Origin of the sequence: Rahnella sp. NRRL B-41462 (assembly GCF_003263525.1) — a bacterium.
In the GTDB taxonomy this organism is placed as follows: Bacteria; Pseudomonadota; Gammaproteobacteria; order Enterobacterales; family Enterobacteriaceae; genus Rahnella; species Rahnella aceris.
Map to the genome: position 1 here is coordinate 1 of NZ_JYDF01000040.1, position 13,168 is coordinate 13,168.

Sequence of the window (13,168 nt, forward strand, 5' to 3'; positions counted from 1 at the left end):
CAGGGGAGGGAGTCGACCGGATCATGCTTTGGATTTTACTCCTCAACCGGAACGATCCTCTCTGCCGGTTTCTCCAGAATCATCGTCTGCGTCTGACTCAGACTGATCCCTGCGGCCCGCAGCATTTTCAGGATTTCGTAAAGCAAATCACTGCGCGTACCGCTGACCATGCGCGGGCTGTTCACAAAACCTGTCACACTCAGCACAATCCCGGTCGGTCCCAGTTCTTTAAAGCTGACCGAAGCCGGTGGGTTTTCCAGAATGGATTCGTGCAAGTTGTAGGCTTCCAGCAGCAATGTCTTAACCTGTTCCGGGTCGATATCCAGCGGGAAGGTCAACGTGATAGTCGCCACGCCCTGCGCGTTACCCATGGTGGCGTTACGCACGTTCTGCGAAATCAATTGTGAGTTCGGCACAATCACGGTGGATTTATCGCTTAGCTGAATTTCAGTTGCACGGACATTGATACGGCGGATATCCCCTTCCACACCGCTGATGCTGATCAAATCCCCCACTTTCACCGGCCGTTCGGTCAGCAGGATCAGACCGGAGATGAAGTTCTTCACAATCTCCTGCAAACCAAAACCGATACCGACCGACAAGGCACTGACGATCCACGCCAGTTTGTTCCATTCGATGCCCAGCGAAGACAGCGTCAGCAGGATGATCAGCACGTAGCCGACGTTGGTGAACAGCGTCACCAGCGAGGCACGCATACCGCGATCCATCATGGTTTTTGGCAGGAAATCGTTATCCAGCCACCTGCGTGCGGAACGCAAAATATACCAGCCGACCACCAGACACAGCACCGCGTTGACCGCGTGCGCCGGAATGATGTTCATGCTTTCGAGACCTTTACCGCCCCAGATATCGACGATTTTTGCCAGCAACTCCAGCGGCGTCGTCGTGCCGAAAGTACCGTTAAGCAGCGCGACGGCGGCCATCAGCAGCAGTCCGGTTTTACCGATTGCCGAGAATAACGTGGCAGCCAGTGACAGGTGACGGTCATTGACGCTCAGCGTACTTTTGAGGATTTTGCCGCTGTGCGTGGTCGGCGCAAACAGACTCTCACACAGGTCCACGACAAAGTGGATCAGCAGATACAGGCAACTGACTACCAGCCCGATCCACAGCAGTTCGAAGGTCACAAAACGCGCCAGCGGAATATAACCAATCAGCAGCGCCATCAGGATGACAAACGCCGTCAGGCTTATCACCAGATGGATAAGCCCGGCCAGCGTGGAACGTGCTTCGGTCTGTTCCCCTTCGGCCTTCATCTTGCGACGCATACGGTTGATACGCACTGGCGCGATCAGGCAGTTGAGCGCCACGAGTAACGCCGCCAGTCCGTTGCCAAATAACGTTGCTGAGACGCTGGCACCGACCAGGTTATTCAGCTGTTCGATGATACCGAACAGGAAAATAAAGCCCGCCAGCAGAACCGGGAATGATGCCAGTGTTTTTGCCAGCGGATCGGCTATGCCCGGCAGACGCCACGACGGATGGTTATTGGAAAGTAATGCAATCCCCAGACCGGCGATCACGGCAGAGAAATAGGTCAGTTCAACCAGTTGTCCGGCAAATTCCGTCACCCACGGCGAGGTATCCGGCAGACGGGTGAAAATATACCCGAGCAACTGAACGCTGATGCCAAGCGTCAGGGTGGTGCTCAGCGTAGTAAAACAGGCCAGAAAACTGCGACGGAAACGCCCCTGCGGCAACCAGCGCGGCAGGATCCAGTTCATCGGTCTGTCCAGCACGCGGCGACCGGCCAGGCCAATCACCAGCGCCAGTAACAGATAAATCGCGGTGCCGATGCGCCATTCCTCGCTCCACGCCTGCATCCACGCGTCTTTAACCTGCGAACCGAAGTCATCAAAACGCGCCGCATCATCATCGTTTGGCGTAATAAGCGGTGCCCAGAAATTCCCTCCGAGAATGCTGCCGGTATTGAGCGCAATCTGGGTTTTCAGTGCATCACGACGTAATCCGGCGATTTGCGAAGACAGGTTTTGCGCGCCAAGGGAGATGGCTTTGGTCTGCTCGATTTGCGTGGTCAGCAGCGTTTTGCTGTTGTTGAGCTTATTACGCTGGCTGATCACTTGCGGCGTTTCCGTGATCGTGCCCGGTGCAGGCGCCGGACCCAACACGTCGAGCTGTGCCTGCACCTGCGCCAGATCCGGCGTCAGCGCACCCGTCAGCTTGTCGGCATCTTCGGCCAGTTTCTGCGCAGCATCAGTCAGGCCGGTAAATTTCTTGTCGGTTTTCGCCGAAGAGACCTGCTGTTTCAGCTGATCCAGACGCTTTTGTAATGCCGGTAACGCGGTCGTGACGTTCACTTTAACCGGTTGTTCCGCCGTGGCAGGCTGGCCTGTACTTTCGTCAGCCTGACTCAGCACCGGCGTTATCAGCAGACATGACAACAATGCCAGCAACAACGGCACTCTTAACATTTTTTGCATAGAAGGATGATTCCGGGAGTTCGGGAAATTATTGTTTGAAAAATCCGGCTAAGGATACGCTTTCTCGTGCCAAAAGGAGTAGGGATTTTCTGCTTCTCAGGCTGCGGTGCATAACCCTAAATCATTCGGGGTGCATCAGGGCAGCGACTGAGCAAATCCCCGGCAGCATACATAAGTATATGACCGGGGTTTGCGAACGAAGCTAACGCAGAGGCAGCCTGAGGGATGACGGTTAGTGCTGACCGAGCATCTGGCGAAGTATAGCCGCAGACTCCGCAGGCTGGAGCGCCAGAATGCCGGAGTACAGGCTGATGGAAATTTCACACACTTTTTCGCGATCGACATCCGGTTTGGTCAGGTCATTAAACATCTGCAACTGTTCTCCATACATACTGGCCAGGGCTTCACGCACCGGCACCATCATCTGCACCACTTTTTCCGTGCTCACAGGGGCGGGCATAACCGTTTGCCCGCTGCCGGTCGCCAGCAGTAAATCATTCATGGTGTCGAGATCTTTGCGGAACAGTTCCGGCGGCAGCACCTGCGCGGTATTCACGCCGCCGCTGACCTGCGGATAAAGGAATTTAAAGCAACTGCCGTCTTTGCGTGCCTGCAGCGTCTGCATTTCTTCCAGATTTACCTGCATCGCCTGGTTCACATTGGCGTCGGGTGCGTGGCTGATGCGTTGCGAGAGTAACAGTGACACCATCGGTTTGACGGTATCAATGGCTTCCTGCTGCGGTTTACCCTCTTTCTTCATATTCAGGATATTGCTGCGGATCTGCGCATACAGTGCCGGTTCCTGCATTCTGATGGTGTTGTACAGCGGCAATTCGGCCAGCGCCTGATCGATTTTCTGCTCTTCACTGTTACCGGCAAGACGCGGTTTGATGACGCCACCCCACAGCAGGTTACCGCCGATGATCAACACCAGAAATAAGATCACCGCAGGTACCCGGCCAATTTTGCCTTTTTTGTGTAATGCCCCGATCAGCGAGCCAATGACCGCACCGCTGATGCCCCACACCATCACTTCATTCCAGTTCATTTTCCTTTGCCTTCAGTAAACAATTTAGTGACTTCCAATCTGTGCGACCGCATCGCGGCTGGCGTCAATACGCGCCTGCCCGTGCAGTTCGTGCAATTTGCCCTGTCGCATTTCCAGCAGACGATCGGCGTGTTCAAAATAGTGATCATCATGGCTGATTGCCAGCACGGTTTTACCCATATCACGCAATTGTGGCAACAGCTCGCGGTAGAAGGTACGGCGGAACTGGGGATCCTGATCGGCCGCCCATTCGTCGAGCAGCAGGAAATCACGCCCTTCAGCAGCGGCCAGCAACAGCGCCACCCGTTTACGCTGTCCGGCAGACAGTTGCAGATTGGTCACTTCATTGCCGTTGAACTGGAGTTTTTCTTTCATTTTCAGGCGTTGCAGCCAGTCTTCCACCAGCAGCGGGTCCGGCATCTCGCCTTGCGGACCCATGAGCTGACCAAACAGGTGGAAGTCGGTGAACACCGCCGAGAAAATCTGCCGGTATTGTTCGGCGTTTTCGGCGGTGACCGGCACGCCGTCGAGCAGGATTTGCCCGGAACGCGGCTGATACAGGCCGGTCAGCAACATCGCCATTGTCGATTTTCCGCTGCCGTTGCCGCCAATCAAAAATACCAGCTCGCCACGGGTGATCGTCAGGTTCAGCGGGCCGACGCCAAAACCAGCGTCCTCTTCTTTGCCTGGGTAACTGAAGGTCAGGTCGCGCAGTTCAAGGATTTGCCACTTTTTCGCGACAATGGCGGGGGTAAAGGCTGCGTTATATTCCGCCAGTTTCAATGCTTTCAGTTTGCCAAAAGCCACCTGCGCGCTGAGCAGCGTCGGCAGCGCACCCACAGCCTGTAACATGGGCGTGCGCAGGAACAACAGCGTCAGGGAATAAGTAGCGGCAACGTCGGTATCCGACCAGCCGAGCGTATTCGCCATGAAGAACACCAGGCCAATCGCGCCCAGCATCATGATATTCGACCAGTTCACGGCGCTCAGGTGGAAGGTGTCGGCGCGGATGATGTGATGACGATATTCTTCGGCATCTTTACGGTACACATCATCAAACAGATGGCGCGCACGCTCGCGGTTCAGCGCCAGCTCTTTGCGCCCCTCGATCACTTTCTGATAATCGGTTTGCAGTTTGTCTTCCGCATCACGCACTTTCGCCAGATGACGGTAAACATGCGACACCAGTTTGAAACCGCCGAAAATAGTGATCAACAGCCAGATGACCGTCACCAGCAGCATTTCCGGTGACAGCCAGGCCAGATATCCCGCACAGCCAAGGGTCAGGATAATCCCCTGCACCAGCTCCGGCAGGCGCACAAACGCCAGTGTGATGTTACGGATGTCGCTGCCCAGGCTGGCAAGCAGTTGCGCATTACCGATTTGCTCGATGCGTTCGATATCGGTATCGAGAATACGTTTAATGAACTGGCCGCGCAGACGGTAAATGAAGTGATGACCGAGCACGGTCAGCGCCAGCTGAGAGCCTAACGTGACCGCCATCAGCAACAGAAGTAATCCGAGGAATTGCGGAAGAACCATCAGCGAGCCTTGGGTGGTTTCAATCAGTTTCAGATTGATAAACGCGATCAGCCCGATGCCCAGAACGGCGCTGAGCAGGCTCAGCGCCATCACCCCTAAAAACGGCCAGCGGTATTGCTTAAAGACAACACGTAACAACTCCATGAATTTTTCTCATTCTGAATGCAGGTAAATGATGCTGCACGCAGTTTAATGACACGCATTGTCATATCAAGAACAATTCTCATTTTACCCGCGTATCCTGGCGGATCACCATGCGCTCGAACTTACCGGCGACCACCAGATAGCCAAACATGCCGAGCAAACCGTGTGCGCCGACAAACCACAGCGCGAGGTTAAAGGAGCCGGTTGCCGCGACGATATAACCGATCACTACGGGCGTAATAATCCCCGCAACGTTACCCAGACAGTTAAACACCCCGCCGCTCAGGCCGATCATTTTCTCCGGCGCGGTATCTGACATCACTGCCCAGCCGATGGCCGATAAACCTTTGCCAAAGAACGCCAGCGTCATCAGTGCAATCACCGCCGCATCAGTGGAAACAAAGTTCGCCATGGCCAGCATCGCGGCGAAGAACATACCCAGCACAAACGGTGTTTTACGCGCTTTCGACGGGCTGACCCCGCGGCGGATCATGTAATCGGACATCACGCCACCGAGCACACCGCCTGTAAAACCGCAGATGGCCGGTAACGCCACCACCCATCCGGCTTCCATGACCGTCATCCCCCGCCCTTTGATCAGGTAAATCGGGAACCAGGTCATAAAGAAGTAACTCATCGAGGTAATGCAATACTGACCGATATAAATGCCCCACAGCGTGCGGCTCTGGAACAGTTGCATCACTTCACGCAGGGTGAATTTCTGGCGTGACGCGCGGCGGTTGAGTTCGAGATCCACCAGCGCACCGTTGGCGCGGATATGTTCGAGTTCAGCAGGTTTAATGTGCGGGCTGCTGTGCGGTTCTTTATAAAAGGCGAACCATAAAATCCCGGCGATCAGCCCGACGCCGCCCATCCACAGGAATACATGTTCCCAGCCGAGCGCATGAGTCAGCCAGGCCATAATTGGCGTAAACACGCCAATCGCCATGTATTGTGCGGAATTAAACAGTGAAGTGGCGGTGCCGCGTTCATGGGTCGGGAACCAGCAGGCGACGATGCGCGCATTCGCCGGAAACGCCGGAGACTCCACCAGTCCGAGCATAAAGCGCAGGAAAAACAGCATGATTGCCGCCGAAATCCCGCTGACGCCGAACCAGCCGACCGTGCCCTGCAGCATGGTGAAAACCGACCACAGCACCAGACTGCAACCGTAAACACGCCTTGCGCCGAATTTATCCAGCAACCAGCCACCGGGAATTTGCCCGATCATATACGCCCAGGCGAACGCCGAAAAAACCATCCCGAGCATCACCGGATCGAGGTTCAGCACCCGCGAGACTTCGGTACCGGCAATCGACAGCGTGGCTCGGTCGGCGTAGTTAATCACCGTGATGGCAAAAATCATCCCGAGAACCACGTAACGAAAATGCCCCGGTTTCGCCGCCTCTGCCGCCGCTTCGCGGATAACCGGTTTTGCGTTATCTGACACATCTGTAGGGGACGTCATGTTTTCTCTCCAGACTGATGACTGCTTTCCCTGCTTTTTGTGACCGGATGCACAGTTTTTCGTGTTTCGGCCACGCTTTTTAGATCTAAAAAATTCAAATTAATTAACAGAGTAGAAACATTTGACGATACGGTCTAAGTTAAAAAGACAATGGAACAAGTCAGAAATTGAATGATTGAATTAAACCAGTTGCGTTGTTTTGTGGCGGTCGCGGAGGAATTACATTTCGGCCGCGCGGCGAAAAGATTGTTTATGACGCAGCCACCACTGAGCCGTCAGATCCAGTTGCTCGAGCATGCGTTGGGCGCGCGTTTGCTCGAACGGACCAACCGGCATGTCAGCCTGACCGCCTCCGGCAAAACTTTTTTACGTGATGCAAAACTGATCCTCGAATTTACCGGACAGGCGCAGGAGACAGTAAAGCGGGTCGAGAAAGGCGAAATTGGCCGGCTGATGCTGGGATTCACGGCGGTCAGCGGTTACTGGCAAATCCCGCAGATTATCGCGCTGGCAGCTCAGGAATTGCCGGAAATCACGCTGGTAATGAAGGAAATGGTGTCGTCAGCCCAGCTTCAGGCACTGGCGGCGCGCACGCTGGATATCGGCTTTGTGCGCCAACCGGTGACGTTATTTCCGCTGGCCTATCATTGCGTACTGCGTGAGCCTTTATGCGTTGCGTTGCCTGCTTCATCCGCGCTGACCGCCAAACCACGCCTCCGTCTGCGGGACTTTGCCGGACAACCTTTCATCATGTATTCCGCCAGCGAAGGAAAATACTTTTACGACTGTATCGCCGGGCTGTTTGCACAGGCCAACGTCGTGCCGCATTACGTGCAACATTGCAGCCAGACTCACACTATTCTCGGGCTGGTGCGCGCCGGTGTCGGGCTGGCGATTGTACCCGACAGTGCCCGCCAGCTGGCCTTTCCCGACATAGAATTCCGCCCGCTCAGCCATCCCGACGCCGTTGCTGAAATCCATATGGCATGGCGTCAGGACGGAGAAACACCCGCGCTGGCGGCGTTCCGGCAACTGGTTATCGCGCACTGCACGGCAAGTGGCGCAATCGCAAGAAAAAAGCTGACAGTCCGCCGCTCGCTTCCTAAACTGAGGTAATGGATAAAGAACAAGAACTTCGCCGAAGTAAACGTAACGCGCTGGGGTTGCTGCTGGTTGCCGCCGCCCTGTTTGTCATCACCCTTTTCCTGCCGCCCAACTTCTGGGTGTCCGGTCTGAAAGCCATTTCCGAGGCCGCGATGGTCGGGGCAATGGCTGACTGGTTTGCCGTCGTGGCACTGTTCCGCCGCGTGCCGGTGCCGTTTGTCGCCTCGCATACGGCGATCATCCCTAAAAACAAAGACAAGATTGCCGATAATCTGGCGGTGTTCGTGCAGGAGAAATTCCTCGCGCCCGCCACACTTATCACACTGATCCGCCAGCATGACCCGGCGCGGATGCTGACAGACTGGCTGAACGCGCCCGACAACGCACAACGGTTTGCCAAATATGCCGTGAAGATGATCCGCGGTTTTCTGGACGTCACTGACGATCAGCGCATCGCCCAGCTTATCCGCCGTGCGCTGTACCGGGTGATCGACAAAATCGACCTGTCGGCGTCGATTGCCACCTTGCTGGAAAGCCTGACCAAAAACGGCCGCCATCAGGAACTGCTGGATCAGGCGATGGATCAGCTGGAAATCCTGCTGGCAAAAGACAGCACGCGGCAGTTTATCTCCGCGCAGATTGTCGGCTGGATGAAACGCGAACATCCGCTGACCGCCAAATTACTGCCCACCGGCTGGCTGGGGCGCAACGGCGCGGATATGGTCTCCAATGCCGTGAATTCCGTGCTCGACGATATGGGCAACGATAAAACCCACGCTTTCCGCAAAGGCTTCGATCGCTCGGTACAAAGCTTTATCTGGAAGCTGCAAAATGACCCGGCGACCGCGCAGAAAGCTGAAGAGATCAAACAGTATCTGAAAGATGACGAAAAGCTGAATACGTATGTTTTGCAGTTGTGGGGCGATATGCGTAACTGGCTGAAAGAAGATTTAGAAAGCGAGGATTCGCGGGTGTTCGCCAAAGTCACCGAATCCGGGCAATGGCTGGGTAATGCGCTGGCGCAGGACGAAAAGCTGCGCCTCTCGCTGAATCAGCAGATGGAAAGTATTGCAGAGAAAGTCGCACCGGAATTCGCCGAATTCCTGACCCGCCACATCAGCGACACAGTGAAAGGCTGGGACGCGCGCGATATGTCGCGGCAAATAGAACTGAATATCGGTAAGGATTTGCAGTTTATCCGCATCAACGGCACGCTGGTCGGTGCCTTTATCGGCCTGGTGCTTTACCTGCTGTCACAACTGCCGGTGGCGATTCCCTGGGTGATGGCGCGGATTTAAGGCGCCTGAACAACCTGTATTTTACCCCGGTTCTGGTCCTTAAAACCTCTTCTCAGACTCCCCCTCTGCAGGGGGAGTAGCAAAAAGCCAGGCCGGGAATAGCCCGACCGGCGCCCTCTCCTGCGAAGGGGAGGGTTGGGGTATTAAAGACAAATGAATGAGTTAACGTGTGCATTCGCCTTACCACCCGCATGCCTCACTTTTCCCAAAGGCACAAGCCGATAATTACTTCACAGTTTTACTGAACGCATCCACCGCCAGAATGGCATTCGCCACATCTTCGGCGGACAGGTTGTGGTTCAGATTGCCCAGCGTATCGCCCTCGCCGCCTGCCAGCGCGCCCACTTTCACCAGATTGGCGAAAGATTCGTTTTCCAGATGCATTTCTTTCAGCGTGGTTGGCATTTTGATGGCGCGGTAGAAGCGCACGTATTTCGCGATTTCTTCGTCCGGACGTTGTTCCAGCACCATCTGCGTCAATGTACCGTATGCCACTTTTTCACCGTGCGTCAGGTGGTGAATATCACCAGAGATCGCAGTAAAACCATTGTGGATGGCATGCGCCCCCGCCAGACCGGCATTTTCAAAGCCCAGACCGGACAGCAATGTGTTGGCTTCCACCACGGCTTCAACCGCTGGCGTCACCAGTTTCTGCTCAACTGCGGTGTAAGCACTGTAGCCGTAAGTCAGCAGCGTTTTTTCGCAGGCTTCGGCAATGGCCATCCCGGCGATAGTCGGGTCGCCGCCTACCATAGACTGGGAATGGGAACGCAATACCGCCTGCGCTTCAACAAAGGTCGCCAGGCCGTCAGCGATACCGGAGGCGAACAGGCGTACCGGTGCCTGTGCGCAAACATGGGTATCCACCAGCACCAGATCCGGGTTTTTATTGTAGAAACGGTAGGATTCGAAAACGCCTTCATCGGTGTAGATAACCGACAGCGCACTGCACGGCGCATCGGTAGAGGCCACGGTCGGCACAATCACTACGTTTTGTTTCAGTTCATCTGCAATGGCTTTAACCGTGTCGAGCGTCTTACCGCCACCGAGCCCAACCACTACCTGTGTTCCCGCATCACGGGCGATACCTGCCAGACGGGTGATTTCGCTGGCAGAGGCTTCACCGTTAAAGCGCTCGTAGTGGAATTCTACGCCCGCTTTTTTCAATGATTTCTGTACGCGGTCACCGATAATTCCCCAAACAACATCATCAGCAATCAGGAATGATTTTCCCCCCAGGTCGGGCAGATAATCCCCTAACTCATCCAGTACACCGCTGCCCTGAACGTATTTTCTTGGCGAAGAGAAGATAAATTTACTCATGATAAAAACCTCTTTTCGTTGATAATGTGAAAGTGAATAACTCTCCGAGGGTAACGCAGCATGACAGGAAGCCCAACCCTTTTAATTCACATTAACAGCATGACTCGCAAAGAATTTCTTCAATTAATGCGGAAGTTTAAAATAATGAGGTAATTCATATTTGAACGATTTAATACCTCTTAATGATTATTAAAATCCGCATGATTCATCGCTGATAGATAAAGCGCAGTCTGTTAGCTTTTAACTATTGAATGCATCAATAAAAGCGACTTTCCCTTATCAGTAAACCCCGTAGAATTCATCGCATTGGCAGCACGTCGTAAGCAGTGGTCATTAGCCAGCTCGCTGTTAGCCATTCCATTAATATTTCTGAAATTAATAAGGAACAGCATGTACAACTTTCAGCGCTATAACGCCAAAGAACTGGCGCTTGCCTATATGAGCAGCAAACCACACGACTTTTCGCCGAACGAATTTTTACAACAGTTGAAAGAGATCGAGAAATCTTTCGACATGGCGCTGCGAAATCCGCAGCAGCAGCCACAGAACGGAATGTTGGTGAAGGCGTTTTGATTGCCATCTTGCCCTTCATCAGTTAAGTGTCGTGCGTTACCCTTGCTTTACCCGTGGAAGTATTTTGCACGTGCCTGTATTGGGTTCATCTGCAAAAATAAAATAGAAAAAAAGCAAAAGCCCCGAATAGTCGGGGCTTTTTGTATTTATTAATGACAACTCCCCTAAATCATTCAAGTTGCAGGAAGGCGGCAAACGAACGAATCCCGATGAGCTGACTAAAGTCAGTGATTCGGGTGAGCGAATGCAGCCAACGCACCTGCGGTTTGAAGGATGACGGGGACTACTTCGTCATCTGACGGTCATCAATGTACTTGCGTTTATCCGGCGCTGGCGGGAAATACTGATACAGCCAGGTTTCAGACAGCGCAGTCTGGCCGTTGCGCAGGAACATACGCAGCTCGACCGGCGCGACTGAATCGCTGTCAGGATACCAGTCAAACAGGATGCGGTAACCGTCGAACGGCTGCACATACAAAATTTCGATGTTTTTGATTTTACCCGCCGAGACGTTGATCACCGGCTCGATCCCTTTATCAGCAAAGGCTTTCAGCTCGCCACCAATGAAATCGATAGCAAAACGACGCGCCCAGACTTGCGGATAGTTCTCACCCGGCGCCCACCCTTCCGGGAAACCGCCCATACCGGTACGGGTCGCCAGCACATTCGCCAGCGGGCTGCGGTGAGGAGGTACGGAACTCCAGTACAGCTTATAGCTGAAACTAAATTCAGCACCGGATTTCACCGGTGTTTCCGGTTGCCAGAAGCACACCACGTTATCCAGGGTTTCACCCGTAGTCGGGATTTCCATCAGATTGACGGCGCCCTTCCCCCAGTCCCCGACCGGTTCTACCCACAGGCTCGGACGCTTGTTGTACCAGCCAATCACGTCCTGATAATTATTGAATTCATGGTCAAGTTGCAACAGACCAAAACCTTTCGGGCTGTTGTCGCTGAAGGCGTTGAACTGCAATCGCTGCGGGTTGTTCAACGGGCGACAAATCCACTCACCGGTACCGGTCCACATTTCCAGGCGATCAGAATCGTGGACTTGCGGGTGGATGGTGTCGCAACGGCCACGTTCACTGGTGCCACAACTGAACATGCTGGTCATCGGAGAAATGCCCAGTTGTTTGATATCTTCGCGGGCATGCAGATGGTTTTCAATTTCCATCACCACACGGGTCGGTTCGCAGTGGATCACGAATTTATACGCGCCGGTAATGCTCATGCCGTCCAGCAAGGCGTAAACCGTAAAAGTCGTGTCGCCAGGTTTTGGCGTATCAAACCAGAATGCGGTGAAATCAGGGAATTCTTCCGGCTGATCGGTAAAGGTATCGACCGCCACACCACGGGCTGACAGGCCATATTGGTAGGTATCATCTACTGCACGAAAATAGCTGGCACCGAGGAAGGAAACCACGTCGCGGCGCGTCAGTTCAGGGGCTTTATTGACTTTAAAACCGGCGAAACCAAGATTTGAGAAGCCTTCCAGTTGTTTGGTATCCACACCGGCATCGTGATAGTTAAACAATTCAGGGCGGAAATGGATTTCGCGCGCCATGTGTTTCACCGGATCTACAGAATACATGCGCACGCGGCGTTTGAAGCCCATGCCGACGTGAAACAGTTCCACATCAAGCTGACGGTCAGGCAGACCATTCCACAGCGAATGTGCATGATCATACTGAATCGCGTTGTAGGCCTGTGGCGTGAGTTCAGCCAGCGTCTTCGGCAACGGCTGCGGCGCGCCACCGTAGGGCTTGTCCGCCAAATCTTTCGCCATTTTTTTCAGCGCGTTGAAATCAAACGGCAATTCGCCGCCGTCTGCCACATTCGCCTCTGCCGCTTCTGCGGAACGGGTGAACAGTGTGGACATAGCCGGCACACCACACCAGGCGGCGAATGCCATAGATGCTTTAATAAATGCTCTTCGTTCCATGCCAGAATCGTTTCCTGTACTGGGCAAAAAAATCCGGGGGCTTCGTCACAAAAACGCAGTCCCCGCGTATTCAGAATTTTCGACCCTAAGGCTAACGTAAAATTCACAAGCCGAGTACAAGAAATTGAATGCATTCAGCTAATATTTCACTTGAAAAAGTTAGCGCTTATGACAGTGCTCATCCCCCGTATGACAGGGGATGAGCCGGTTTTCAGAAACGCCGGTTTTAGCCGTAATTCCTGCCCTGTTGAGGTGCGTAACCCC

The 13,168-nt window shown here is 53.9% G+C and carries 9 protein-coding genes; 3 read left to right on the top strand and 6 right to left on the bottom strand.

What is annotated here, in order from left to right; genetic code table 11:
• Positions 1-35: 35 nt before the first annotated feature.
• The 4 genes from UC14_RS11020 to UC14_RS11035 all read right to left on the bottom strand — a co-directional run bounded on the left by UC14_RS11020 (position 36) and on the right by UC14_RS11035 (position 6,664).
• The gene (locus UC14_RS11020; RefSeq protein WP_013575264.1) at positions 36-2,462 is read right to left on the bottom strand and encodes a DUF3772 domain-containing protein; all 2,427 of its coding nucleotides are present in this window, start codon (positions 2,460-2,462) and stop codon (positions 36-38) included.
• Positions 2,463-2,694: 232 nt separating this feature from the next.
• Complete coding sequence (locus UC14_RS11025; RefSeq protein WP_037034743.1) at positions 2,695-3,510, bottom strand: hypothetical protein; 816 nt, start codon at positions 3,508-3,510, stop codon at positions 2,695-2,697.
• 24 nt (positions 3,511-3,534) lie between these two features.
• The gene (locus UC14_RS11030) at positions 3,535-5,196 is read right to left on the bottom strand and encodes a multidrug ABC transporter permease/ATP-binding protein (protein WP_112197690.1); all 1,662 of its coding nucleotides are present in this window, start codon (positions 5,194-5,196) and stop codon (positions 3,535-3,537) included.
• Between the two features lie 79 nt (positions 5,197-5,275).
• On the bottom strand, positions 5,276-6,664 hold the full coding sequence (locus UC14_RS11035; protein WP_112197691.1) for an MFS transporter: 1,389 nt from the start codon (positions 6,662-6,664) through the stop codon (positions 5,276-5,278).
• 171 nt (positions 6,665-6,835) lie between these two features.
• On the opposite strand from UC14_RS11035, the gene UC14_RS11040 reads away from it, so the two are divergent.
• Together UC14_RS11040 and UC14_RS11045 are read left to right on the top strand one after the other, a co-directional pair.
• Positions 6,836-7,780 (top strand): LysR substrate-binding domain-containing protein, encoded by a 945-nt coding sequence (locus UC14_RS11040; RefSeq protein ID WP_112197692.1) that lies wholly within the window; start codon positions 6,836-6,838, stop codon positions 7,778-7,780.
• Entirely contained in the window at positions 7,780-9,066 is a 1,287-nt protein-coding gene (locus UC14_RS11045; protein ID WP_112197693.1) for a DUF445 domain-containing protein, read from the top strand. The genes UC14_RS11040 and UC14_RS11045 overlap by 1 nt, the downstream gene beginning before the upstream one ends.
• A gap of 225 nt (positions 9,067-9,291) precedes the next feature.
• On the opposite strand, the gene UC14_RS11050 is transcribed toward UC14_RS11045, so the two are convergent.
• On the bottom strand, positions 9,292-10,389 hold the full coding sequence (locus tag UC14_RS11050) for a glycerol dehydrogenase (RefSeq protein ID WP_013575258.1): 1,098 nt from the start codon (positions 10,387-10,389) through the stop codon (positions 9,292-9,294).
• A 390-nt stretch (positions 10,390-10,779) separates the two neighbouring features.
• Here UC14_RS11050 and UC14_RS11055 point away from each other — a divergent pair, with 390 nt between their 5' ends.
• Entirely contained in the window at positions 10,780-10,962 is a 183-nt protein-coding gene (locus UC14_RS11055; RefSeq protein WP_013575257.1) for a hypothetical protein, read from the top strand.
• Positions 10,963-11,245: 283 nt separating this feature from the next.
• Here the strand turns inward: UC14_RS11055 and UC14_RS11060 are convergent, their stop codons facing one another.
• Complete coding sequence (locus UC14_RS11060; RefSeq protein ID WP_112197694.1) at positions 11,246-12,904, bottom strand: glucan biosynthesis protein D; 1,659 nt, start codon at positions 12,902-12,904, stop codon at positions 11,246-11,248.
• Positions 12,905-13,168: the final 264 nt, after the last annotated feature.